The sequence below is a fragment of the Falsirhodobacter halotolerans genome (assembly GCF_022899245.1).
Taxonomy (GTDB): domain Bacteria; phylum Pseudomonadota; class Alphaproteobacteria; order Rhodobacterales; family Rhodobacteraceae; genus Falsirhodobacter; species Falsirhodobacter halotolerans.
Genome location: NZ_JALJAZ010000001.1, coordinates 1420861 through 1446440, shown reverse-complemented (window position 1 = coordinate 1446440; position 25580 = coordinate 1420861). Strand labels below are relative to the sequence as shown.

The following is a 25580-nucleotide window of genomic DNA, read 5'->3' as shown; positions in this document are numbered from 1 at the left end:
GTGCGTATTGCAGTTCTTGGTGGTGACGGTTTCGTGGGTTGGCCCACCTCGCTGCATCTGTCCGATCTGGGGCATGAGGTGCATATCGTCGACAACCTGTCGCGCCGGTGGATCGACACCGAACTGGGCGTCCAGTCGCTGACCCCGATGGATTCGATCCAGGAACGGTGCCGCATCTGGCATCAGGAAACCGGACACCGCATCCAGTTCCACCTGTTGAACCTTGCGACCGAATACGACCGGCTGAAAACCTGGCTGCTGGAGGTGCGTCCCGACGCGATCATCCATTTCGCCGAACAGCGCGCCGCGCCCTATTCGATGAAGACGGACCGTCACAAGGTCTATACCGTCAACAACAACGTCAGCGCGACGCACAACCTGCTGGCCGCGATGGTTGAGACGGGGATCGACGCGCACCTCATCCATCTGGGGACCATGGGCGTCTACGGCTATTCCTCGGTCGGGGCGCCGATCCCCGAGGGGTATCTGGACGTGGAGATCGACACCCCGACGGGCAAGAAGGGTCAGCAGATCCTCTATCCGACGAAGCCCGGATCGGTCTATCACATGACCAAAAGCCTGGATCAGATTCTATTCCAGTTCTATGCCCAGAACGACGGGCTGCGGATCACCGATCTGCATCAGGGCATCGTCTGGGGCACCCACACGGACCAGACCCGCCGGCACGAGCAACTGATCAACCGGTTCGACTATGACGGCGATTACGGCACGGTGCTGAACCGTTTCCTCATCCAGGCGGCCATCGGCTATCCGCTGACGGTTCATGGCACGGGCGGTCAGACGCGGGCCTTCATCCATGTGCAGGACTCGGTGCGCTGCATCGAACTGGCGCTGGGCGATGCGCCGCAGGCGGGGGATCGGGTGAAGATCTTCAACCAGATGACCGAAACGCACCGTGTGCGCGATCTGGCCGATCTGGTGGCCAAGGTCACGGGGGCGACGGTCGCCAACCTGCCCAACCCGCGGAAAGAGGCCGCGGAAAACGACCTGATCGTCAACAACGAACAGTTCATGGCGCTTGGTCTGAAGCCGATCACGCTGGCCGAAGGGCTGTTGTCCGAGGTGGTTGAGGTGGCGAAGAAATACGCCCACCGCATCGACCGCAGCCGCGTTCCCGCGGTGTCGGCCTGGACCAAGGACATCGCGCAGCGGGTGGATCACGATCCCGAAGGCACGCGCCTGCGCTCGGTTTCCTGAATGGAGGGGCTCCGCCCCGACCGGCCCGCGCGGGATGCGCGGGCCTTCGTCACGCTGGTCACCAATGCCGATTATGTGCTGGGGGCGACCGCGTTGATCCATTCGCTGAAGGCGACGGGGACCACGGCGGATATCGTGGTCCTGCACACCGATGCCGATGTGGCGCCGCTGCGGACGCTGGATGTCCGGCTGGTGCGGTGCGATCTTCTGCCCACCTCGGACGCGTTCAACCAGACCCATGCGCGCGACGCGCTTCATGCCCGCGCGGCCTTCACCAAGGGCGGCAAGCCACCCTTCCACACCCCGCTTGATAACTTTGCCAAGCTGCGGCTGTGGCAGCTGGAATACGACCGCGTCGTGTTTCTGGACGCCGACACGCTGGTGCTGCGCAACATCGACAAGCTGTTCGACTATCCCGAGTTCTGCGCCGCGCCGAACGTGTATGAGGGGTGGGGCGATTTCCACCGGATGAATTCCGGCGTCTTCACCGCCCGCCCGTCGGCCACGACCTTTGCCGATATGCTGGCGCGTCTGGACGTGCCCGATGCCTTCTGGCGACGCACCGACCAGACATTTCTGGAGCATTATTTTTCCGACTGGCATGGCCTGCCGGTGGTCTACAACATGCTGCAATATGTCTGGTTCGCCCAGCCACAGCTTTGGAAATGGGATGACATCCGCGTTCTGCATTTCCAATATGAGAAGCCGTGGCAGGACCATGACAAGGCCGATCGTCTGCGCCCTCTGATCGATCTATGGACGTCCTATGCCCGTGGAGAGGTGCCGGACCTGTCGGCCCTGCCCAATCCGTGAAGGTCGCGCTGACGGGGGGAACGGGTCTGGTCGGTCGCTTTCTGGCGCAGGGGCTGCACAAGGGCGGCCACGATGTGACCATCCTGTCGCGAACCCCGCCCGATCTTCCAGGCGTCCGACATCGTCATTATGCCTTGGGCGACACGCCCGACATTGCGGCGGATGTGCTGGTCCATGCGGCGTTCCACCATGAGCCGGGCCGGTATCGCGGGGGGGAGGGGACGGATCCCGATGGCTTTCGTCGCGCCAATGTCGATGGCTCGTTGCGCCTGTTTCGGCATTTCGGCGGTCGGACGATCTTTTTGTCCAGCCGCGCGGTCTATGGCGACTATCCCGCCGGAACGGTCATGAGCGAAGACCTGCCGCTGCGCCCCGATACGCTTTACGGCCAGGTGAAGGCCGAGGTGGAGGCCGAGGCCACCGTCAGCCTGCGCGCGACAGGGGTCTACGGTCCCGGGGCGGGCCACAAGTGGGAGGGGCTGTTCGCCGACCATCTGGCGGGCCGCCCCGTCGTTCCACGTGCAGCGACCGAGGTGCATGGTGCGGATCTGGCATCCGCCGTTCTGGCGCTGCTGATCCGTGGGCAGGGGGCGTTCAACGTGTCCGACCTGCTGCTGGACCGGCGCGATCTTCTGGCCGAGGTGTCGGTCATCACCGGATGCGTTCACGAACCGCCCGCACGGGCGGATGCGGGCCGCGTCAACGTCATGGATTGCGCAAAGCTGAAGGCTCTTGGCTGGGCCCCGGGCGGGTGGGGAAGGCTGATCTCCAGCCTCCCCGCCATGGTTCAGAGCGTGCCGTCCAGATAGCGGGCGATGACCGCCGCGCTGCCCTCGGCCCAGACCGCGCGCAGCAGTTCGTCGAACCGCGCCGCCACGACCGGATCGTCGCCCAGATCGCCGTAAACCTCCCGCATGGCCAGCCATTCGGCGGGGTTCTCGCGCGCTTTGCCCGACACCCAGGTCAGATGCGCCCAGTTGGGGTCGTTCGGCTCGATGACGTCGCCCCGCTCATCCTCGCCAAAACAGTAACGGCACCAGAGCGCGGAGAGCAGGATCAACCCCGTCGCGTCGCTGCCCTTGGCCCGCAGGTCCCGGATCGAGGGGACGATGAACTTCGGCTGCCGGTTGGACCCGTCAAGACACAGGCGCCGCACCGTGTCGGCCACGGCGGGGTTCGAACAGCGATCAAGGATCAGGCTTTTGTAAGCCACAAGGTCGGTGTCCGGCACAGGTGGCACGATGTGCAGGATCTCATCCGTTTCGACCTTGTCGAGGAAGGCGCGGATTTGTGCGTCTTCCATCGCCTCATGCACGAAATGAATGCCCTTCAGGCCGCCGGGATAGGCGATGATCGCGTGGCCGCCGTTCAGGATGCGAATCTTCATCGTCTCATACGCGTCTACCGCGTCGGTGAAGGTCACGCCCACCTTTTCCAGCGCGGGGCGGCCGGTGGGGAAATTGTCCTCCACCACCCATTGACGGAAAGACTCGCAGGTGACCGGGGCGTCATCCTCCACGCCCTTGTCGCGCACCATCTGCAATTCGCGCGGGCCGGTGGCGGGGGTGATCCGATCGACCATCGCGTTCGGGAACGCGACGTTCGCCGCGATCCAGTCCGCCAGATCGGCGTCGAACAGGCGGCACAGGCCGGTGACCGCATCGCGCGTGACATGGCCGTTATGCGGGACGTTGTCGCAGCACATCACGGTAAAGGCCGGAACGCCGGCCGCGCGCCGCGCCTTCAACGCCGCGATGATCGCGCCGAACGCGGTTTCCGGCGTGTCGGGGTGGGCGGCGTCGTGCTGGATCGACGGATGATCGGGGCTGAACGTGCCCGTTTTCGGGTCGATGAAATACCCGCCCTCGGTCACGGTCAGGGACACGATGCGGATGGCCGGATCGCTCATCGCGGCGATCAGGGGCGCGTTCGTCGGATCCACCGGCACAAAGCCCGTCATGGCCCCGATCACGCGGGTGGACGTGCGGGTCGGGTCGAGTTCCGTCACCGTCGACAGATAATCCTGCCCCTCCAGCAAAGTGCGCATCTTGTCATCCGCGGCACGGACGCCGGCGCCCAGAATGGACCAATCCCGGTCGCCGCCCATGGCGAACAGATCGTCGAGATAGACCGCCATATGCGCGCGGTGAAAGTTTCCGCAGCCGATATGCACGATGCCCGGCGTCAGCGTCGCACGGTCATAGGCCGGAGCGGTCACGCCCACGGGGAGGGAGGCGAGGGTCGCGTTGTTCAATTTCATGAGGTCATCCAATCGCCGCAGATGGGCACGTTAGTCCGGCACCCACAGGTGCCGGAACGGGGATCACAGGGTGCGACCGTCGGCGGCAAAGCGGTGCATGCGGCTGCGGTCGGGCGTCAGCCAGACGGTGTCGCCGTGATGCGCGTCGACATCGCCGGTCGCGCGGACGTTGATCAGGCCGTCATCGGTTTCGACATGAAGATAGGTGTCCGATCCCAGATGCTCGCTGACCGTGACGCGGCCCGGCCAGTCACCGGTGGGGCCGACGGCGATATGCTCGGGGCGGATGCCCACCTCGGCGGCGCCCACGGCCTCGGCCTCGCGCCCTTTCAGGAAGTTCATCTTGGGGCTGCCGATGAACCCGGCGACGAACCGGTTGCGGGGGTTGTTGTAGAGATCGAGCGGAGTGCCCACCTGTTCGATCACCCCGGCCTGAAGCACCACGATCTTGTCGGCCATGGTCATCGCTTCCACCTGGTCGTGGGTGACGTAGATCATGGTCGTCTTCAGTTCGTTGTGCAGCTCGGAGATTTCCAACCGCATGTTCACGCGCAGGGCGGCATCGAGGTTCGAGAGCGGTTCGTCGAACAGGAACGCCTTGGGGCTGCGCACGATGGCGCGGCCGATCGCGACCCGCTGCCGTTGACCGCCCGAAAGCTGACCCGGACGTCGGTCGAGATAGTTGGTCAGGTTCAGAACCTTCGCCGCGCTGTCGACCTTCGCGTCGATCTCCTTCTGCGGCATCTTCGCCATCTTCAGTGGGAAGGCGATGTTCTTTTTCACCGACATATGGGGATAGAGCGCATAGCTTTGGAACACCATCGCCAGCCCGCGCTGCGACGGACGTTCCGCCGTGGCATCGCGCCCGTCGATGACGATCTTGCCACCCGACACATCCTCCAGCCCCGCGATCAGACGCAGAAGGGTGGATTTGCCGCAGCCCGAAGGCCCGACGAACACCACGAATTCGCCGTCTTCGATTTTCAGGTCGAGGGGAGGGATCACCTCCGTCTCGCCGAATTTTTTCGTAACGCCCGACAGTTCGATCTGGCCCATGAATGTATTCCTTATTTCACTGCGCCGAAGGTCAGGCCGCGCACAAGCTGTTTCTGGCTGAACCAGCCAAGGATCAGGATCGGTGCGATGGCCATGGTCGAGGCGGCGGAAAGTTTCGCGTAGAACAGCCCTTCGGGCGAGGAGTAGCTGGCGATGAAGGCCGACAGCGGCGCGGAATTGGCCGCCGTCAGGTTCAGCGTCCAGAACGCCTCGTTCCAGGCGAGGATGATGTTCAGAAGAAGCGTGGAGGCGATGCCCGGCACCGCCATCGGCGTCAGGACATAGATGATCTCCTTGCCCAGCGACGCGCCATCCATGCGGGACGCTTCAAGGATCTCACCGGGGATTTCCTTGAAATAGGTGAACAGCATCCAGATCACGATCGGAAGGTTGATCATCGTCAGGACGATGATCAGGCCCATACGGGTGTCCAGAAGGCCCCAATCGCGGAACAGAAGATAGATGGGGATCAGAACGCCGACCGCCGGAAGCATCTTGGTCGAAAGCATCCACATCAGGATGTCCTTCGTCCACCGGCCCGGCACGAAGGCCATCGACCACGCCGCCGGGATCGCGATGATCAGCGCCAGAAGCGTGGAGCCGAGCGAGATGACCACCGAGTTCCAGAAGTGGCGGAAATAGTTCGAGCGGCTTTGAACCGTTTCATAGTTCACCAGCGTCCAGTCGAAGTTGAAGAACTTCGGCGGGATGGCGATGGCGTCGGCTTCGGATTTGAAGCTGGTCAGGATCGTCCACAGGATCGGGAAGAAGATGATCAGCGCGATCAGCCAGGCGATGACGGTGACGACCGCCTTGCGTTGCGGGGTTGTTGCGCGTGCCATGCGTCACGTCTCCAGGTTCTTGCCGATCATCCGCATCAGGAAGATCGCGACGATGTTGGCAAGGATGACAGCCACGATGCCGCCGGCGGATCCCAGACCCACGTCATATTGCAAGAGCGACTGGGAATAGACGAGATAGGTCAGGTTGGTCGAGGCGTTGCCCGGACCGCCATTCGTCGTCACCAGAATTTCGGCAAAGACCGACAGCAGGAAGATCGTCTGGATCAGGATGACCACGGTGGCGGCGCGCGCCAGATGCGGCAGCATGATGTAGAAGAACCGCGAGAAGGGGCCGGCCCCGTCCATCTCCGCCGCCTCGATCTGCTCGCTGTCCAGCGATTGCAGCGCGGTCAGCAGGATCAGCGTGGCGAAGGGCAGCCATTGCCATGCCACGATCAGGATGATCGAGAACAGGGGCGCCTGGCTCAGGAAGTCAAAGGGCGGCACGCCGAACACGTTCGCAAGCCAGCCGAACAGCCCGTTCACGGGGTTCATGAACATGTTCTTCCACACCAGCGCCGACACGGTCGGCATGACGAAGAAGGGCGCGATCACCAGAATGCGCACGATCCCCTGACCCCACATCGGCTGATCCAGCAGCAAGGCAAGAAGGATGCCGCCCACCGTGGTGATCAGCAGGACGCCCCCCACCAGCAGCAGCGTGTTGGTCAGCGCGGGCCAGAAGTTCGGATCGGTGAAGAAATAGCTGTAGTTCTCGAACCCGGCGAAGGTCTCGCCCCCCGGGATCAGCAGGTTGTAGCGCAGGAACGAGAAATAGATGGTCATCCCCAGAGGCACGATCATCCAGAGCAGAAGCAGGACGACGGCGGGAGAGAGCATCAGACGTCCGGCAGCGCGTGAGGCTTGCGTGGCCATGCGGGCGGGTCCTTTTGGGGTTCGAAGGGGTGCGGCGAGGGATCGCCGCACCGGAGGTCGGTTTCTTACTTGGGATAGCCCGCGCGCGACATTTCACGCGTGGTCAGGGCCTGGGCTGCCGCCAGCGCCTGATCCGCATCCGAGGTGCCCGCGACGGCGGCCGAGAAGACCTGACCCACGGCGGTGCCGATGGCCTGGAATTCCGGGATCGAGACGAACTGACCGCCGGTATAGGGAACTTCCTGATCCGACGGGCTTTGCGTGTCCGCCGTCTCGATGGCGTTCAGCGTCTGCTCGGCGAAGGGGGCCGCTTCGGTGTATTCGGGGTTCTCATAAAGCGAGGTGCGCGTGCCGGGAGGGGCGTTGGCGATCCCGTCCTCTTCCGCGACCAGAGCCGAATACTCCTTGGACGTGGCCCATGCGACGAACGCCTTGGCCGCGTCCTGCTTGGTGGAGGTGGCGGGGATCGCCAGGTTCCACGACCACAGCCAGTTGCCGTGATTGTCGCCGCCCGCGCGCACCGGGAACGGGGCATAGCCTACGCTGTCGGCCACGGTCGATTCCTCGGGGTTGGTCACGAAGGAGGCCGCGACGGTCGCGTCCATCCACATGCCGCACTTGCCCGTCTGGAACAGCGCAAGGTTTTCGTTGAACCCGTTCGACGACGCGCCGGGCGGGCCGTAGTTCTTCAGCAGGTTCAGATAGGTTTCCAGCGTGGTCTTCCACTCCGGGCTGTCGAACTGCGGCTTCCAGTCCATGTCGAACCAGCGCGCCCCTTCGGAGTTCGCCATGGCCGTCAGGAAGGCCATGTTCTCACCCCAGCCGGCCTTGCCGCGCAGACAGATGCCATAGATGCCCGCCGACGGGTCGGTCATCTTTTCCGCCGCTTCGGTGATGAAATCCCAATCGGGATTTTCCGGCATGGTCAGACCGGCCTTTTCCAGCAGATCGGTGCGATACATCAGCATCGCGCCTTCGGCATAGAAGGGGGCCGCATACAGTTTGTCATCAACCGTCAGGGCCGCGGCCACCGGCGGCAGGAAGTCGGCGGCGTCGTAATCGTCGCCCATATTCTCCAGCGGCAGAAGCCAGTCCTGCGCGGCCCAGATCGGAACTTCATAGTTGCCGATGGTCAACACGTCATACTGGCCGCCACGGGTGGCGATGTCGGTCGTCACGCGCTGACGAAGGACGTTTTCTTCCAGCGTGACCCATTCGACCTGAATGTCGGGATGTTTTTCGTTGAAATCGGACATGAGCCGCTGCATCCGGATCATGTCGCCGTTGTTCACGGTGGCGACGGTGATCGTTTCGGCGGCTGCCGGCACCGAAAGCGCCGCAAGACAGCAGGCTCCGAGAAGCCCGCGCGCTGTATTCTTCATGATATCCTCCCCTTGGTCTTGAGCATCTGCCCAAAGTGGAACCAAATGTTCATAAGTGACGCCACGCCGTCAAGGGGATTGTAGGGCGCAAACATGCCACGGGTGCAAGGAATTTAAAAAATTCGTATCACGCCCGGGGCGATGGCGTATCAGCCCAGCAGGGTGATCGCCGTATCTTCGTCCGTGACCAGCCCATTCAGGATCCGCCCGTTCAGCGCCGCGCGCAGGGCACCGATCTTGGCCGGACCCGCCGCCACGCCGATCGCCAGATGATCCTTGCCCGGTTCGACCCGGACGGCGGTCATCCGGTCCGCCAGCGGCGTCGGAAGGTAGGCCCCCTCGGCATCGAAAACGTGGCCCGTCACCTCGCCCATCGCCCCCTCGGCCTGCAGCCGGGCCAATTCATCGGGCATCAGAAAACCGTCCTGTTTCAGAGGCGCATCCTCGCCCATCTGCCCGACGCCGATGAACAGCACCGTCGCACGCGTGGCCAGATCGCGCACACGGCGGACAGGGGGGAGGGAAAGGAAAAGGTCTCGCTCCTCCGGCGTTTCGGTCAGGACGGGCGCGGACATCGGGTAATGCGGGGCGCCCAGCTTGGTCGCCATGCGCAGCAGAACCTCGAATCGGCTGGCCGCGCCGTCCTCGCCGATATTGCCGATCAGGGATACCAGCGTGTGACGGGCACAGGGCAGGGCTTGCACCTCGGCGGCCATCGCCGTCAGCGCCCGCCCGGTGCCGAGGCCGATGATCTGCGGCTCCTCGCGCGTCAGGATGGTTTCGAACAGCGCGGCGGCCGCGGGGGCGACGGAAAGGGTGGGGTCGCGCCCGGTGCTGGGGGCCACCCGAACCTCGCGCAGATCGAAGCGGGCGCGCAGCCGCGCCTCCAACTCCATGCAGGCGGCGATCGGGTGTTCCAGACGCACACGGATCAGCCCTTCCGCCATCGCCCGGCTGACCAACCGCTGCGCCCTTTGGCGCGAGATGCCCATGTCGGCGGCGATCTGGTCCTGCGTCCGGCCCGCGGCGTAGTAAAGCCAGCCCGCACGGGCGGCGGCATCCAGGATGGGATCCTCGTTCATGCGGCCGCCCCGTCGTGGAACCGGCCCATGCAGGACAGTTTGCGATCGGCGTCCAATGCCCCGATGTCGAGGCCCGCCAGATGGCTGCCGCCGTGGAAATGCCACACACGCATCCCGGCGGCGCGGGCGGCAGCGATGCCGGTCGGACTGTCCTCGATCACCAGGCACCGCCCGGGCGATGCGCCCATCTGGCGGGCGGCCAGCAGGAACAGGTCCGGCGCGGGCTTGCCACGGGCCACCATGTCGCCGGTGAACAGCCGGTCCCCCACAAGATCGGTGAACCCCACCACGGCGAGCGAGGTCGTCGCGCGCGCCCGGTTGGAGGAAGTCGCGACGCACCAGGGAAGGGTCAGGCCGCGCAGGACGGTTTCGGCATGGGGAATCGCACGCAGGTCGCGTTGGAAGGCGGTCGTGAGTTCCGCACGGAATATGCGCTCAAACGTGTCGGGCAGGGTGACGCCGAAATCCCGCAGCACCGCCGCCGGGACGGCGGGAAAGGCCCGGCCCAGAAAATGCGCCGCGACATAGGATGCGTCGATGGCCACGCCGTGTTGCGCCAGCGTCAGGATCAATGTGCGCGCGCTGATCACCTCGCTGTCGATCAGAACGCCATCGCAATCGAAGATCACCAGATCGACGTCGTCCAAGACCAGTCCTCCACCCAAATCCCCCCGCTTATCGCGTAGGGTGGGGGCCGAAGGCAAGCCGCCCCGCGTCAGCGCAGGTCCGCCGGATGCCCTGCCGCATCAAGGGCCGCAAGGATGTCCGCCGGGGTTGCCGTTCCCCCGACCTCCGCCTGCCGCAGGTCCAGATCGACCGAGGCAAGCTCCGCCCCCGGCAGTGCCGCCACCGCGACCTCGACATCGGTCCGGTCGTGGGAGGTGGCCATCGTGGGAATGCTGAGAAGGATCATGCCATGCCTCGCAGGGGGGAAATACGGGAAGGAGGTTAATGCGTCACGCTCTCTGGTCAATCCCGACGGGGCGTGCCACGGTTTCGCAAACGCTTTGGATGCGACATGACCCTGGCAAACATGATTCCGGTCTTTGACGGCCATAACGACTTTCTGCTGCGCCTGTATTACGCGCCCGACCGGCGGGACCTGATCTGGCTGAAGGGGGAGGGGCGCGGCCATCTGGATTTGCCACGGATGAAGCGCGGCGGTTTTGCAGGGGGGATGTTCGCGATCTATGTCCCCTCGCCGCAGAAGGAACGCGGGTCGGTCGATGACCGGATGGACCAGCCCTCCTATGACCTTCCGCTTCCGCCGCCGGTCCCGGCCAGCGCCGCGCTGAACGTGGCCATGGCGATGGCGGGGCATCTGGCCTGGATGGAGCGGTCCTCGGACGGGGCGTTCCGGCTGGTGCGCGACGCCGCGGGCATCGAGACGGCGATGCGCGACGGCGTCGTGTCGGGCATCATGCATATGGAAGGGGCGGAGGCGATCGCGCCCGATCTCGACATGCTCCATGTGTTTCACGCGCTTGGCCTGCGCTCTCTCGGTCCGGTCTGGAGCCGACCGACCGCGTTCGGCCACGGGGTTCCGTTCCGGTTCCCGTCCTCGCCCGATACCGGGCCGGGGCTGACCGACAGCGGACGGCGATTGATCCGGGAATGCAACGCGCTGAAGATCATGGTCGATCTGTCCCATATGAACGAAAAGGGGTTCGACGATGTGGCCCGCATCACCGATGCGCCGCTGGTGGCCACGCATTCCAACGCCCACGCCGTCACCCCGTCGGCCCGCAACCTGACGGATCGGCAACTGGACGTCATCCGCGACAGCGACGGGATGGTGGGTCTGAACTTCGCCACGGTCTTTCTGCGCGAGGATGGGCGCCGCGCCCCGGAAGTGGGGTGGGAGCCGGTGCTGCGCCATCTGGACCACCTGATCGGGCGGCTGGGCGAGGATCGGGTGGGCTTCGGATCGGACTTCGACGGGGCCGTCGTGCCCGAAGGGATCGGGGACGTGACGGGCCTTCCGGCGTTGCAGGACGCGCTGCGCCGTCATGGATATGATGACGCTTTGATCGAAAAGCTGTGCTGGCGCAACTGGGTCGCGGTTTTACGGCGAACCTGGGGCGGCTGAGCTTGACGCGGTTTCCCGCGCCGTCACATCATCGGGCGACACCCAGGAACGGATACACCCCATTGTCGCACGCATCCCTGACCGATGACATCCTTCGGCATCTGACGTTCACGCTGGCCCAGACGCCCGAAGGGGCGTCCCGACAGGATTGGCGCGTGGCGCTGTCGCTGGCCCTGCGCGACCGCATCCTTGTCCCGTGGTTCGAAGCCGACGCCAAGGTGCGCGCGGCGGGCGGCAAGCGGGTCTATTACCTGTCGATGGAATTTCTGATCGGGCGGCTTCTGGATGATGCCGCCATCAACCTTGGCCTTCAGGACGACGCGCGCCGCGCCATGGCGGCGCTGGGTCAGGATTACGCCGATCTGGTGGAGGCGGAGCCGGACGCCGCGTTGGGCAACGGGGGCCTGGGGCGACTGGCGGCCTGTTTCATGGAATCGATGGCGACGCTGGAATGCCCGGCCTTCGGGTATGGCATCATGTATGAATACGGCCTGTTCAAGCAGGGGTTCAAGGACGGTCAGCAGACCGAGGCGCCCGATGACTGGCTGTCGCGCCCCAACCCGTGGGGACTGGTCCATCCGGCGGCGCATTACATCATTCCCTTCAAGGGGGAGGTGGTGACCGAGAACGACCGCCCCGTCTGGCGCCCCTCCGAAACCGTTCGGGCCGAGGCGCGGGATGTCCCGGTCATCGGATGGGGCGGCACCTGGGCCAACACCCTGCGCCTGTGGCGGGCCGAGCCGACGACGCCGTTCGATCTGACACGCTTCAATCGCGGCGACCATGTCGGCGGGGCCGAGGCCGAGATGCAGGCCCGCAGCCTTTCCCGCGTGCTCTATCCCGACGACACCTCCTATCAGGGAAAGGAATTGCGCCTGAAGCAGGAGTTCTTCCTGACCTCCGCCGCCATTCAGGACATCCTGGCCCGTCATCTGGCCGAAGGGCACACCCTGAACGATCTGCCCGATCATGTCGCGATCCAGATGAACGACACGCATCCCGCGATCGCGGGGCCGGAATTGATGCGTCTTCTGATGGATGATCACGGGATGGAGTTCGCCGACGCCATCGCCATCGCGCAGAAGTGCCTCGGCTATACCAACCACACCCTGCTGCCCGAGGCGCTGGAGCGCTGGGCCACCTATCTGTTCGGCAGCGTTCTGCCGCGCCACATGCAGATCGTGGAGCAGATCAACCAGTGGCATCTGCAGACCCACCCGACCCGCCCGCATTACGTGGGCGTCGTGAAGCATCACGAAGTGCGGATGGGGGAACTGGCCTTCGTCACCTCGCACAAGGTGAACGGCGTGTCGGCGCTGCACACCGATCTGGTGAAGAAGAACCTTTTTCCCGAACTGGAGGCGCTGCATCCCGGACGGATCGTCAATCAGACGAACGGCGTCACCCCGCGCCGCTGGCTGCGGATGTGCAATCCGGCGCTTTCGGGGCTGATCACCGACACGATCGGCGCGGGATGGGAGGCCGATCTGGACCGCCTGCGCGAGTTGGAGCCGCATGTGGAGCATCGCAGCTTCCGCCATGCCTTCGGCGCGGCCAAGCGGACGAACAAGGTGCATCTGTCGAACTGGCTGGGTGCGGAGATGGGGGTGAAGATCGACCCCGACGCGATGTTCGACGTGCAGATCAAGCGCATCCACGAATACAAGCGTCAGCTTCTGAATATCCTTGAAACGGTGGCCCGCTGGAAGGCGATCCGGGACAATCCGAATGCCGGCTGGGTGCCGCGCGTGACGATCTTCGGCGGCAAGTCGGCGCCGGGCTATACCGTGGCGAAAGAGGTCATCCGCTTCATCAACGATGTGGCCGTGGTGATCAACGCCGATCCGGTGACGCGCGACCTGCTGAAGGTGGTGTTTCCGCCCGATTACAACGTGTCGATGGCCGAACGCCTGATCCCGGCGGCGGATCTGTCCGAACAGATCTCCACCGCCGGAAAGGAGGCGTCGGGCACCGGCAACATGAAGTTCATGATGAACGGCGCGCCCACCATCGGCACGCTGGACGGGGCCAATGTGGAAATCCTGCAAGAGGTGGGGCGCGAGAACTTCTTCCTGTTCGGCCTGACGACCGAGGAGGTGGCGGCGCGCCGTGAAAATCCCGATCACGCCAAGGAGGCGATCGAGGCAAGCCAGCCATTGCAGGACGTGTTGCAGATGGTGGTCGAGGGGCGGTTTTCCCCCGATCAGCCCGACCGGTATCATGGGCTGGTCAATCGCGTCTGGTATCATGATTATTTTCTGGTCGCGTCCGATTTCGCGTCCTACCTTGAGGCACAGGGAGAGGCGGATCGCGCCTTTGCCGATCCTGACCGCTGGCTGAGGATGGCGGCGCTGAACACCGCCCGTTCGGGCTTCTTCAGCTCTGACCGCACGATCCGGGGGTATATGACCGATATCTGGGACATCGCGCCCACCACCCGAGGAACTGCATGACATCTGCCCCCGCCGGACCGAACCATGAGGACGCCTGGGCCCTGATCGAAGGGCGGCATGGCAACCCGTTTTCGGTTCTGGGGCCACGGCCATCGGGGGCGGGGTATGACGTGACGGTCTGGCTGCCGGGCGCGGCCGAGGTGACGCTGGACCCCGGCGGGCGGGCCGCGCCGGTCGAAGGCTTTCCCGGTCTGTTCACCGGCCACGCGCCCCGGGCGGATTATGCGTTGCAGGCTGCGAATGACGGGGGGGCGTGGACCTGCCACGACCCTTATCGCTTCGGGCCGGTGCTGGGCGAGATCGACGAATATCTGCTCGGTGAAGGGACGCATCGGGCGCTGTGGGACGCGCTGGGCGCGCATCCCATGGTGCATGAGGGGGTGGCCGGAACGCAATTCGCCGTCTGGGCCCCAAATGCCCAGCGGGTCTCCGTGGTGGGGGATTTCAACCACTGGGATCCCCGCGCCCATCCGATGCGCGCGCGCGGCGCGACCGGGGTATGGGAGATTTTCCTGCCCGGCGTCGCGGCGGGGGCCGTTTACAAATACGACATCCGCACCCCTTGGGGTGAGACGTTGCCGCAAAAGGCCGATCCGGTGGGGTTCGGATCGGAACATGCGCCGCAGACCGCGTCCGTCGTTCGCGATCTGACACACCCGCACTGGCAGGACGGGGATTGGATGGCGGGACGCGGGGACCGCAATTCGGTCAACGCCCCCATCTCGATCTATGAGGTGCATCTGGGCAGTTGGCGGCGGGCCGAGGGCGGGCGCATGTTGTCCTATGTCGAACTGGCCGATCAGTTGATCGACTATGTCGAATGGATGGGCTTCACCCATATCGAATTGATGCCGATTTCCGAGCATCCGTTTGATGGAAGCTGGGGCTATCAGCCGGTGGGGCTGTTCGCGCCCACGATCCGCCACGGCACGGCGCAAGAGTTTCGCGCCCTGATCGACGCGGCCCATCGGCGCGGGATCGGGGTGTTGCTGGATTGGGTTCCGGGGCACTTTCCGTCGGACCCGCACGGTCTGGCCCGGTTCGACGGCACGGCGCTGTATGAACATGCCGACCCGCGCGAGGGGTTCCATCAGGACTGGAACACGCTGATCTTCAATTACGGCCGGCGCGAGGTGATGAACTACCTCACCTCCAACGCGCTTTATTGGCTGAAGGAATATCATCTGGACGGGCTGCGCGTGGATGCGGTCGCCTCCATGCTCTATCGCGACTATTCCCGCCGAGAGGGGGAGTGGGTTCCCAACCATCACGGCGGGCGCGAGAATTACGAGGCCATCGCCATGCTGCGCGACATGAACAGCGCGGCCTATGGCCATGACACCGGCATCATGACGGTGGCCGAGGAATCGACCTCCTATCCCGGTGTCTCGCGCGCGGTGGATCAGGGGGGCCTGGGCTTCGGGTTCAAGTGGAATATGGGCTGGATGAACGACACGCTGTCCTACATCCAGAAAGATCCGATCCACCGCAAATATCACCATCACCAGATGACCTTCGGCCTGCATTACGCCTGGTCGGAAAACTTCATCCTGCCCATCAGCCATGACGAGGTGGTGCACGGCAAGGGCAGCATGATCGCCAAGATGCCCGCGGCGGGGGATGATGCCTTTGCCAACCTGCGCGCCTATTACGCGTTCATGTGGGGGCATCCGGGCAAGAAGCTGCTGTTCATGGGCTGCGAATTCGCCCAAGGACGGGAGTGGAACCACGATCACAGTCTGGATTGGCATCAGGCGGATCTGCCGCCGCATCGCGGCGTGCAGGTGATGGTGCGCGATCTGAACCGTCTGTATCGCGACACGCCCGCGCTTTACCGCCACGACACGCGCCCAGACGGTTTTCGCTGGCTGGAGGCGGGGGACGCCGATGCATCGGTCTTTGCGTGGGTGCGGTTGGGGGATGCGGGCGATCCGCCGGTCGTGGTCGTCGTGAACTTCACGCCGGTGGATCGCAGCTATCGTATCGGGTTGCCGTGCGCCGGCCGATGGGCCGAGGTGCTGAACACCGACGCCGCGATCTATGGCGGGCAGGACCGGGGGAATTTCGGCGGCATCGACGCGAAGGACGAAGGGTGGCATGGACAGACCCATTCCGCCACCGTGCGCGTGCCGCCCTTGTCGGCGGTGATGTTCCGGCACGAACAGATGACATGATGGGGATGAGTGGAGGGTCGGGCGGATGAGCAAGTCGATACAGGTTCTTTCGGTGGTGTCGGAATGCGTGCCGCTTCTGAAAACCGGCGGTTTGGCCGATGTGGCGGGGGCATTGCCCGGCGCGCTGATGACGAAAAACGTGCATATGCGGGTTCTCATGCCCGCCTATCGCAATCAGCGGTGGCGGCTGGAGGGGATGAAACCGGTCTTTGCCGAGGATGATCTGATGGGCGGCCCCGCCACGGTGTTTGCGGGGCAGGTGGGCGGCATCGACTTTCTGTTGCTGGATGCGCCGCATCTGTATGATCGGGAGGGGGGGCCCTATTCCGGCCCGCAGGGCGATTGGGAGGACAATCCGCAGCGGTTCGCGGCCCTGTCGTGGATCGGGGCGCGGATCGCGCGGGAAGGGTTGAATGACGGTTGGCTGCCGCAGATCATGCATTGCCACGACTGGCAGGCCGGGTTCGCCCCCGCCTATCTGGCATGGGGCGGGCCGCATACGTGCAAAAGCATCCTGACCATCCATAACATCGCGTTTCAAGGCTGGGCCAAGGCCGAGCTGATCCACGCGCTGCGCCTGCCTGCGCATGAATTCCACGTGCATTCGCTGGAATATTACGATGGGCTGTCCAGTCTGAAGGCCGGGCTGGTGACGGCGGACCGGATCACCACCGTATCGCCGAATTACGCGATCGAGCTGATGCGCGCCGAATACGGCATGGGGCTGCAAGGCGTGCTGGCCGAACGGGCCGAGGTGGTGAGCGGCATTCTGAACGGCGTGGACACGCAAGTCTGGTCGCCCGAGGCCGAGGACAAACCCTATGCCTTCGACAATCTGCGCGGCAAGATCGAGAACCGCCAGACGCTGTGCGCGGCCTTCGACCTGGAGGTGCCCGGACCGCTGGCCATCGTCGTCAGCCGGATGACGGACCAGAAGGGCATCGACCTTCTGCCCGAGGTGCTGCCCGAATTCATTGAGGCGGGGGGCGGTGTCGCCATCCTCGGGGCCGGCGATCCGGTGCTGGAGGGGGCGATGCGGGCGCTTGAACTTCGCTATCCCGACCGCGTGGGCGTGCGGGTCGGCTATGACGAGGGGTTGAGCCATCTGATGTTCTCGGGCGGGGATGCCGTTCTGGTGCCCAGCCGGTTCGAGCCGTGTGGCCTGACGCAGATGTATGGCCTGCGCTATGGCACCCTGCCGGTCGTGGCGGGGGTGGGCGGTTTGGCCGACAGTGTGATCAACGTGAACCCCGCGTCGATGATCGCGGGCGTGGCCACAGGGTTCGTCTTTTCCCCAACGACCGCTGATGCACTGGCTGGGGCGCTGCGCCGCCTTGTCCGCCTGTGGCATGATCCGGAGGCCTGGGCGCAGGTTCAGCGCAACGCGATGCGTCATCCCGTCGGATGGGAGGCATCGGCCGACGCCTACTCCCGCCTTTATGCCGATCTTCTGGCATGAAACTCGGCGCCACACCGGAACGGGGCGGCACGCGGTTCGCCGTCTTTTCCGCCCATGCCGAGGCGGTCGATCTATGCCTGTTCAATCCTGACCGGGTCCTTCCCATGCAGCGGGACGGCGATATATGGCATGTTTTCGTACCGAAGGTGGGGGTGGGGGCCACCTATGCCTTTCGCGCCGCGGGCGAATGGGCGCCGGATCGCGGTCTTTGGTTCAACCGGGATCGGCAGCTTCTGGACCCCTATGCGCGGGAGTGGACGGGCCCGCTGCGGTGGTCGCCCGACCTTCAGCCGGATGCCCCGGCGGGCGCGGCGGACATGCCGGTCTGCGTGGTGCGCGACCGGTTTCCGGTCATGCAGGACCGGCCCGACATTCCTTGGAAAAACACCGTCATCTATGAAGCGCATGTGCGCGGGATGACCATGCTGAACGCCAAGGTGCCGGAACATGCGCGCGGGACCTTTGCGGGCATGGGATCGCCCCATGTGGTTCGCCACCTGAAGCGGTTGGGGGTTACGGCGGTGCAACTGATGCCGGTGCAGGCCTTCATCGACGATCGGTTCGTGGTCGAACGGGGGCTGAGCAATTACTGGGGCTATCAGACCCTTGGCTTTTTCGCCCCCGATCCGCGTTACGGCACGCCCGAGCAGTTCAGGTCGATGGTGCGCCGGATGCACGCCGCGGGGATCGAGGTCATTCTGGACATCGTCCTCAACCATTCGGGCGAGGGCGATGCCGAGGGGCCGTCCGTCTGTTTCCGGGGACTCGATGCCCCCAGCTATTACCGTCACGCCGATGGCCGACTTCTGAACGAGGCGGGCACGGGCAACACGCTTGATCTGTCCCATCCAGCGGTGCTGCGGATGGCGATGGACGCGCTGCGGTTCTGGGCGGGGGAGATGGGGGTGGACGGGTTCCGCTTCGATCTTGCAACGGTTCTGGGGCGGGGGGCGGACGGGTTTTCGCCCCGCGCCTCGTTCTTCGATGCGATCCGGCAGGATCCGATCCTGCGCGATCTGAAACTGATTGCCGAACCGTGGGACATCGGCCCCGGCGGCTATCGTCTGGGGCAGTTTCCGCCGCCCTTCGCCGAATGGAACGACACGTTCCGCGACGACGTGCGGCGCTTCTGGCGGGGGGAACCGCTGACCGGGGCGCTGGCCAGCCGCCTGTCCGGGTCGGCCGGCCTCTTCGATCACGACCGGCGTCCGGCGACATCCTCGGTCAACTATCTGACCGCGCATGACGGGTTCACCCTGGCGGACCTTGTCACCTATCGTCACGCGCATAACGAGGCCAACCGCGAGGCGGCGCATGAGTACACCGACCAGCTGTCGGACAATATGGGGGCCGAGGGGCCGAATGCCGATCTGACGCCCGCGCGGGACTTGCGTGTCCGCAACATGCTGGCCACGCTGTTCCTCTCCCAGGGAACTCCCATGCTGCGCGCGGGGGACGAAATGGGCAACAGCCAGAACGGAAACTCCAACGCCTATTCCCAGGATAACGAGATCGGATGGATCGCCTGGGGCGGCGCGGCCCATCGCGGCTTCGTCGCGCGGTTGGCCGCCCTGCGCGAGGATTGCGCCCTGTTGCGCCAGACGCGGTTCCTTCATGGCGACCTCACGCCTTCAGGGTATCCCGACATCCTTTGGCGCGGGCCGGACGGCCATCCGCCCGATTGGGTCAACGGAAGGGCGTTGGGGATGGAGCTGAACGGGACGGACGATGCGCTGTTCGCGATCTTCAACAACGGGCCCGCCTGTCCGTTCACCTTGCCCGATGACCGCCCGTGGCGCCTGATCCTCGATTCCACGCAGCCCCACGACGACGCGCCTATTTGGGGGGTTGAAGCCCCCGCTCATTCCGTGCTGGTTTTCCGGCACACCGACTAGGACATTTGCATGACCACGATTCAGACTGTCGCATTCGACGATCAGAAGCCCGGCACCTCGGGCCTGCGCAAGAAGACCAACGTCTTCATGCAGCCGCATTACCTTGAGAATTTCGTTCAGGCGATCTTCAACGCGATCGGCGGCGTGCGCGGCAAGACATTGGTTCTTGGCGGTGACGGGCGGTTTTACAACGACAGGGCCGTGCAGATCATCCTGCGCATGGCGGCGGCCAGCGGCGCGGCCAAGGTCATCGTCGGGCAGGGGGGCGTTCTGTCCACGCCGGCCGCTTCGAACCTGATCCGTCAGCGCAAGACCGACGGGGGCATCATCCTGTCCGCCAGCCACAATCCGGGTGGCGAGGATGAGGATTTCGGCATCAAGTTCAACATGGCCAACGGCGGCCCCGCGCCCGAAAGCGTGACCGAGGCCATGTTCCGCGAGGCGTCGGTCCTTGTCAGCTACAACATCACCGAAACGGCGGATATCGATCTGGGGGCCTTGGGCGAGACCGAGATCGGCGGCATGGCGGTGGAGGTGGTGGACTGCGTCGCCGATTATGCCGCGCTGATGGAAACGCTGTTCGATTTCGATGCGATCCGTGCCATGTTCGCGGGCGGCTTCACCATGCGCTTTGACGCGATGTGCGCGGTGACCGGCCCCTATGCGACCGAAATCCTTGAGGGACGTCTGGGGGCTGCGGCGGGAACGGTCACCCACGGCACGCCGCTGCCGGATTTCGGGGGGATGCACCCCGACCCGAACCCCACCTGGGCGCATGAGTTGATGGACGAGATGATGGGGCCGAACGCCCCCGATTTCGGCGCCGCTTCGGACGGGGACGGGGATCGGAACATGGTTGTCGGGCGGGGGATCTATGTCTCCCCCTCGGATAGTCTGGCGGTTCTGGCGGCCAATGCGCATCTTGCCAAGGGGTATGCCAAGGGGCTTGCGGGCGTGGCGCGATCAATGCCGACCTCGGCTGCGGTGGACCGTGTGGCCGTCGATCTGGGGATCGCCGCGTATGAGACGCCGACCGGCTGGAAGTTCTTCGGCAATCTTCTGGACGCGGGCCGCGCGACCCTGTGCGGCGAGGAAAGCTTCGGCACCGGATCGGACCATGTGCGCGAGAAGGACGGCCTTTGGGCGGTTCTGATGTGGTTGAACATCCTTGCCGTGCGCAAGCAGTCCGTGGCGGACATTCTGGCCGCGCATTGGGCGAAATACGGGCGCAACTATTACTCGCGCCATGATTTCGAAGGGGTGGACAAGGACAAGGCCGATCTGATGATGGGCTCGCTGCGCAAGTCGCTTGCCGGTTTGCCGGGCACGCAGATCGAGGGGCTGACGATTTCGGCCGCCGACGATTTCGCCTATACCGATCCGGTGGACGGGTCCGTGTCGTCGAAACAGGGTGTGCGCATCCTGTTCGAGGATGGCAGCCGCATCGTGATGCGCCTGTCAGGCACGGGCACCCAAGGCGCCACCCTGCGCGTCTATCTGGAGCAATATGCGGAAGCCGGGTTCGACCGCGATCCGCAGGAGGCGCTGGCTTCGGTGATCCGCGCCGCGCACGAACTGGCGCAGATCACCCATTTCACGGGACGGACCGAACCGGACGTGATCACCTGATCGCGGCGGCGCATCCGATGAGGGCGGCATAGTCGTCCTCAAGCACCTGCACCGGCATCGATTCCAGAAGGGCGGCAAAGTCGCCCTTGTCCAGAAAGGCCTTGCGGAATCCCAGGGGCTCGAAATGCGGGGTGAAGGCGCGCGCCATCCCCCCGCACAGGGCGATGCCGCCGGTGGGCAGGTGAACGAGCGCCATATCCCCCACGAATGTCGCAAGAAGGCGGAGGAACAGGCGTGCGGTCTCCGTCGCCTCGGGGTCGGTGCCGATGGCGGGAATGATCTGGTCGGACGGCTTTGGCGTTCCGGTCAGAAACCCGTGCAGGGCCGAGATGCCGCGCCCCGACAACGCTTCCTCGGCCTTGGCAACGCCGTGATGGGTGGTGAGATAGTCGGCCAAGCGCAGATCCTCGGCCGTCTGCACCGGCAGGGTGATGTGCCCCGCCTCGGCCGGCGGCACGACCACCCCGCCCGAGGCGTAATGCACCGCCGCGACATTCAGCCCCGTTCCGACCCCGACCACCATCCGCGGCGCGCCGACAGGCGCGGGCCGGCCCGGCACCACGGTGCGCAGCGCCTCGGCGGCGACATGCGGCAGGGCGAACCCCTGCGCCTGCAGATCGTTCAGCACCATGACGCGCGCGGCCCCGGTGGCTGCGGCGATCCGCGCGCCGTCGATCGTCCAGTCGCGATTCGTCAGGTGCGCGACCCCGTTCGACACCGGCCCCGCCACGGCCAGACAGGCCGCGTCGATCCGCACACCCAGTTCGTCCAGGTATCGGGCGATGACCGTCTCGATCCCCGCGAATTCCGCGTTGGGAAAGCGGCGGATGGTGTCGGGCCGCAGGACCGAATCCTCCGCCAGCGCGATCCGCGAATTGGTGCCGCCCACATCGGCGACAAGGCTGAGACCTGGCATATGTATCCTCCGTTCACGGAGAAGCTAGTTTGCACCGACTGCCCTCGCAACTTCCAACTGACGCCTTATGTTGACCCAAAGGCAAGCCAAGGAGAACGCATGGCAATTGCAGCGAATCCCGTGGATTGGGGTGACCGGAACTGGTGGCGCGGGGCGACGATCTATCAGATCTATCCGCGCAGCTTTCAGGATACGAGCGGCGACGGCGTCGGCGACCTGACGGGGATCCGGCAGCGGTTGGAGCATGTGGCACGGTTGGGCGCGGATGCGGTGTGGATCAGCCCGTTCTTCAAGTCGCCGATGAAGGATTTCGGCTATGACGTGGAGGATTATCGCGCGGTCGATCCGATGTTCGGCACGAACGAGGATTTCGACGCGGTCATCGCCCATGCAAACGACCTTGGCCTGCGGATCATGATCGATCTGGTGTTCTCGCACACCGCCGACACCCACGCCTGGTTCAAGGAAAGCCGCAAAAGCCGCGATAATGCCAAGTCCGACTGGTATGTCTGGGCCGATCCCGCGCCGGACGGGACGGTGCCGAACAACTGGCTGTCGATGTTCGGCGGATCGTCCTGGACATGGGATTCGCGACGGGAACAATATTATCTGCACAATTTCCTCTCCTCGCAGCCCGATCTGAACCTGCACAATCACGAGGTGCAGCAGGCGTTGCTGGATGTGCTGGAATACTGGCTGAAGAAGGGCGTGGGCGGTTTCCGCTTCGACGTGATCAATTTCTATTTCTGCGACCGGTATCTGCGCGACAACCCGCCGCTGCCGCGCGAGCTGCGCAACGATTCCATTGCGCCGTCGGTCAACCCCTACAACCACCAGCTTCACCTGTTCGACAAGAACCAGCCGGAGAACCTGGATTTCCTGCGCCGTCTGCGCGCGGTGATGGAACCTTATGGCGCGGCGGCGGTGGGGGAAATCGGCGATGCCCAGAAGGGGCTGGAGCTGATGGCCGAATACACCTCGGGCAATGACAAGGTGCATATGTGCTATCCGTTCGAGCTGTTGCAGCCCACCCGCCTGACCGCCCCCATCCTTGAAGACACCTTTCACCGGATGAGCCGCGCGGCCCCGGATGCGTGGCCGTGCTGGGCCTATTCCAACCACGACACCGTGCGCCTGCCGACCCGCTGGCAGGCGAGCGAGGGTGCACTCAAGGCCTATGCCGTGCTGCTGATGTGCCTGCGCGGATCGGCCTGCATCTATCAGGGGGAGGAGTTGGGCCTGCCGGAGGCGGAGGTCGCCTATGATGACCTTCAGGACCCTTACGGCAAGCAGTTCTGGCCCGAATTCAAGGGCCGCGACGGCGCCCGCACACCGATGGTGTGGGAAGACCGGTCCGGGGGCGGTTTCTCCACGGCGCAAAAGCCGTGGCTGCCGGTTTCGGACGCGCATCTGCCGCTTGCGGTGGAGCGTCAGGAAGGGGTCGTCGGCTCCATGCTGGAGCATTACCGACTGGCCATCGCCTTGCGGAAGGACCATCCGACGTTGCGCCATGGCGCGATGGACGCGCTGTGGACGAATGGCGATCTGGTGCAATTCCTGCGGTTGGGGACGGAGACGATCTTCTGCGCCTTCAACCTCGGCACCTCCACCGTGGAGGCGCGTCTGCCCGAAGGCAACTGGACGATGATCGGCGCGGACATGGGCTCAAAGCCGCCCGCCGCCAAGGTCCGGCTGGACGCGTTCGAGTTCTGCCTTGCGATCCGCGCCTAATGCACCCGCAGGTGGGTCTTGCCGTTCGTGGTCAGCCAGTCCGGCCAGCCCACGAATCGCTCCACCAGGAACAGGGCGATGCAGGCGGCAATCACCGCCAGGGCCAGCAGCACCTTCCACATGGGTGGTGGGTGGCGCACCCATTGCGACATTCGAACAAGCCAGATCGGATTCATGATGCCTCCATTTCCCGGCAGTCTAACCTGAATTCAGAAGCCGGGGCAGGGGGTCTTGTGCTTTCCGCCCCAAATCGCGACAACCGACCCGCATTCACGGAGGGCGTTTCATGCCGACCCATCAGGAAACCCGCCACCTGCCCTACACGGCGCAGCAGATGTATGATCTGGTGGCGGATGTCGGCTCCTATCCGCAGTTCCTGCCGTGGAACTCCGCGGCGCGGATCCGGTCGCGCCGTCCGATCGAGGGCGGCGGCGAGGTGATGGAGGCGGATCTGGTCATCTCGTTCAAGGTGTTCCGCGAAAGGTTCGGCAGCCGCGTCACCCTGTGGCCCGAGGCGAAGAAGATCGACACCGAATATCTGGACGGCCCGTTCAAGTACATGAAATCGACCTGGGCCTTTCGCGACCGCCCCGAAGGCGGGTGCGAGGTGGATTTCTTCGTCGATTTCGAATTCAAGAACGCGATCCTGCAAGGCATCATCGGCGTCGTCTTCAACGAGGCGATGCAGCGTATCGTGCGCGCGTTCGAGCGGCGGGCGGATGCGCTTTACGGCGCGTCGGCCTGATCGACCGCCCGCAGCAGCAGGGCCAGCGCATGATCCCGCGCGGCACGGCGCACCGCGTCGCGGCCGAGGGCCCCGAAGGCCACCGTCTCGGTTCGGGTGGCATCCCGCGTGGCCACGCCGAAACAGACCAGCCCCTCGGGCTTGTGATCCGACCCGCCCGGCCCCGCGATGCCGGTCACGCTGACGGCAAGGGTGGCCCGTGAATGGACCAGCGCCCCTTCGGCCATCTCTGCCGCCACCTGTTCCGAAACCGCGCCCACAGCTGCCAGTGTGGCGGCGCGCACCCCCAGCATGTCGATCTTGGCCGCGTTGGAATAGGTGACGAAACCGCGATCGAACACCGCCGACGATCCCGCGATATCGGTCAGCGCCGCCGCGATCAGGCCGCCGGTGCAGCTTTCGGCCGTGGCAAGGGTGATGCCCTTGGCCAGCGCGGTCTGATGAAGGGCCCGCCCGCTCACATCAGGACCCCATGCGCCACGGCGGCGGCCACCATGGTCGCAAGGCCCGCGAACAGGCCCGCCCACAGATCGTCGCCCAGAACGCCTGCGGGCCCCCCCGCCCGATCCGCGCGCCCGACCAGCCAGGGTTTCCAGATGTCGAACAGGCGGAAGAACACGAAGGCCGCGACCCAGCCGGGATAGGCGTGGATCGCCCAATCCTCCACGCCGCGCGACCAGAAGGCAGCGGCGGGGAACAGCAGCGCCAGCCATTGGCCCGCCACCTCGTCGATCACGAATTCCGACGGGTCTTCATGCGCGGCGGAAAGTTCGGCGCGGAGGGCCCACCAGGCCAGGGCGGTGACGGCCAAGGTCGCCAGAACCAAAACCGGAAAGCCCAGGAATCGGTCGATCAGCAGCCCCAGAACCACCGCCGCCGCCGATCCCCAAGTGCCGGGCCCGGGGCGCAGCAGGCCCAGTCCGAAGCCCAAACAGATCCAGCGCGTCATCATCCCACCCC

At 64.9% G+C, this 25580-nt stretch carries 23 protein-coding genes; 11 read left to right on the top strand and 12 right to left on the bottom strand.

Features of this window, described 5'->3' with window-relative positions:
- From MU449_RS07665 to MU449_RS07655, 3 genes are read left to right on the top strand one after another with little or no spacing between them, the layout of a single operon-like run.
- The gene (locus MU449_RS07665) at positions 1–1218 is read left to right on the top strand and encodes an NAD-dependent epimerase/dehydratase family protein (RefSeq protein WP_244737436.1); all 1218 of its coding nucleotides are present in this window, start codon (positions 1–3) and stop codon (positions 1216–1218) included.
- Positions 1219–2031 (top strand): glycosyltransferase, encoded by an 813-nt coding sequence (locus MU449_RS07660; protein WP_244737435.1) that lies wholly within the window; start codon positions 1219–1221, stop codon positions 2029–2031.
- Entirely contained in the window at positions 2028–2840 is an 813-nt protein-coding gene (locus MU449_RS07655; RefSeq protein ID WP_244737434.1) for an NAD-dependent epimerase/dehydratase family protein, read from the top strand. The genes MU449_RS07660 and MU449_RS07655 overlap by 4 nt, the downstream gene beginning before the upstream one ends.
- Here the strand turns inward: MU449_RS07655 and MU449_RS07650 are convergent.
- The 8 genes from MU449_RS07650 to MU449_RS07615 form a co-directional block, all read right to left on the bottom strand.
- On the bottom strand, positions 2819–4291 hold the full coding sequence (locus MU449_RS07650; RefSeq protein ID WP_244737433.1) for a mannitol dehydrogenase family protein: 1473 nt from the start codon (positions 4289–4291) through the stop codon (positions 2819–2821). The two genes, MU449_RS07655 and MU449_RS07650, sit on opposite strands and share 22 nt — an antisense overlap.
- Before the next feature lie 63 nt (positions 4292–4354).
- Positions 4355–5347 (bottom strand): ABC transporter ATP-binding protein, encoded by a 993-nt coding sequence (locus MU449_RS07645; protein ID WP_244737432.1) that lies wholly within the window; start codon positions 5345–5347, stop codon positions 4355–4357.
- An 11-nt stretch (positions 5348–5358) separates the two neighbouring features.
- Positions 5359–6189, bottom strand: a complete 831-nt coding sequence (locus tag MU449_RS07640) for a carbohydrate ABC transporter permease (RefSeq protein ID WP_244737431.1) — start codon at positions 6187–6189, stop codon at positions 5359–5361.
- A 3-nt stretch (positions 6190–6192) separates the two neighbouring features.
- Positions 6193–7065: a carbohydrate ABC transporter permease gene (locus MU449_RS07635; protein WP_244737430.1), complete on the bottom strand. Its 873-nt coding sequence runs from the start codon at positions 7063–7065 to the stop codon at positions 6193–6195.
- 65 nt (positions 7066–7130) lie between these two features.
- Positions 7131–8447, bottom strand: a complete 1317-nt coding sequence (locus MU449_RS07630; RefSeq protein WP_244737429.1) for an ABC transporter substrate-binding protein — start codon at positions 8445–8447, stop codon at positions 7131–7133.
- Between the two features lie 149 nt (positions 8448–8596).
- Positions 8597–9529, bottom strand: coding sequence for a sugar-binding transcriptional regulator (locus MU449_RS07625; protein ID WP_244737428.1), 933 nt, complete (start codon positions 9527–9529; stop codon positions 8597–8599).
- Positions 9526–10176, bottom strand: a complete 651-nt coding sequence (locus MU449_RS07620) for an HAD family hydrolase (RefSeq protein ID WP_244737427.1) — start codon at positions 10174–10176, stop codon at positions 9526–9528. Before MU449_RS07620 ends, MU449_RS07625 begins: the two co-directional genes overlap by 4 nt.
- 68 nt (positions 10177–10244) lie before the next feature.
- Positions 10245–10442, bottom strand: coding sequence for a heavy-metal-associated domain-containing protein (locus MU449_RS07615; protein ID WP_244737426.1), 198 nt, complete (start codon positions 10440–10442; stop codon positions 10245–10247).
- Between the two features lie 111 nt (positions 10443–10553).
- Between MU449_RS07615 and MU449_RS07610 the strand changes: the two genes are divergently transcribed.
- From MU449_RS07610 to MU449_RS07585, 6 genes are all read left to right on the top strand, one after another.
- A complete protein-coding gene (locus MU449_RS07610) occupies positions 10554–11618 on the top strand; it encodes a dipeptidase (protein WP_244738999.1) in 1065 nt (354 codons plus the stop codon).
- Positions 11619–11680: 62 nt separating this feature from the next.
- Positions 11681–14071 carry a glycogen/starch/alpha-glucan phosphorylase gene (locus MU449_RS07605; protein WP_244737425.1) on the top strand — a complete coding sequence of 797 codons (2391 nt, stop codon included), beginning with the start codon at positions 11681–11683 and terminating at the stop codon, positions 14069–14071.
- Positions 14068–16245, top strand: a complete 2178-nt coding sequence (gene glgB / locus MU449_RS07600) for a 1,4-alpha-glucan branching protein GlgB (protein WP_244737424.1) — start codon at positions 14068–14070, stop codon at positions 16243–16245. The genes MU449_RS07605 and glgB overlap by 4 nt, the downstream gene beginning before the upstream one ends.
- Before the next feature lie 25 nt (positions 16246–16270).
- Complete coding sequence (gene glgA / locus MU449_RS07595; protein ID WP_244737423.1) at positions 16271–17704, top strand: glycogen synthase GlgA; 1434 nt, start codon at positions 16271–16273, stop codon at positions 17702–17704.
- Entirely contained in the window at positions 17701–19599 is a 1899-nt protein-coding gene (gene glgX / locus MU449_RS07590; RefSeq protein WP_244737422.1) for a glycogen debranching protein GlgX, read from the top strand. Before glgA ends, glgX begins: the two co-directional genes overlap by 4 nt.
- Before the next feature lie 9 nt (positions 19600–19608).
- On the top strand, positions 19609–21228 hold the full coding sequence (locus MU449_RS07585) for an alpha-D-glucose phosphate-specific phosphoglucomutase (RefSeq protein ID WP_280517643.1): 1620 nt from the start codon (positions 19609–19611) through the stop codon (positions 21226–21228).
- On the opposite strand, the gene MU449_RS07580 is transcribed toward MU449_RS07585, so the two are convergent.
- Positions 21221–22144, bottom strand: coding sequence for a glucokinase (locus MU449_RS07580; protein ID WP_244737421.1), 924 nt, complete (start codon positions 22142–22144; stop codon positions 21221–21223). The genes MU449_RS07585 and MU449_RS07580 overlap by 8 nt on opposite strands.
- 99 nt (positions 22145–22243) lie before the next feature.
- On the opposite strand from MU449_RS07580, the gene MU449_RS07575 reads away from it, so the two are divergent.
- Positions 22244–23875 carry an alpha-amylase family glycosyl hydrolase gene (locus MU449_RS07575; protein WP_244737420.1) on the top strand — a complete coding sequence of 544 codons (1632 nt, stop codon included), beginning with the start codon at positions 22244–22246 and terminating at the stop codon, positions 23873–23875.
- Here MU449_RS07575 and MU449_RS07570 read toward each other — a convergent pair.
- A complete protein-coding gene (locus MU449_RS07570; protein WP_244737419.1) occupies positions 23872–24051 on the bottom strand; it encodes a hypothetical protein in 180 nt (59 codons plus the stop codon). The two genes, MU449_RS07575 and MU449_RS07570, sit on opposite strands and share 4 nt — an antisense overlap.
- A 110-nt stretch (positions 24052–24161) precedes the next feature.
- Between MU449_RS07570 and MU449_RS07565 the strand changes: the two genes are divergently transcribed.
- Positions 24162–24620, top strand: a complete 459-nt coding sequence (locus MU449_RS07565; RefSeq protein ID WP_244737418.1) for a type II toxin-antitoxin system RatA family toxin — start codon at positions 24162–24164, stop codon at positions 24618–24620.
- Here the strand turns inward: MU449_RS07565 and MU449_RS07560 are convergent.
- The gene (locus MU449_RS07560) at positions 24602–25081 is read right to left on the bottom strand and encodes a CinA family protein (protein WP_244737417.1); all 480 of its coding nucleotides are present in this window, start codon (positions 25079–25081) and stop codon (positions 24602–24604) included. The two genes, MU449_RS07565 and MU449_RS07560, sit on opposite strands and share 19 nt — an antisense overlap.
- On the bottom strand, positions 25078–25569 hold the full coding sequence (locus tag MU449_RS07555; RefSeq protein WP_244738990.1) for a phosphatidylglycerophosphatase A family protein: 492 nt from the start codon (positions 25567–25569) through the stop codon (positions 25078–25080). Before MU449_RS07555 ends, MU449_RS07560 begins: the two co-directional genes overlap by 4 nt.
- Positions 25570–25580 lie beyond the last annotated feature (11 nt).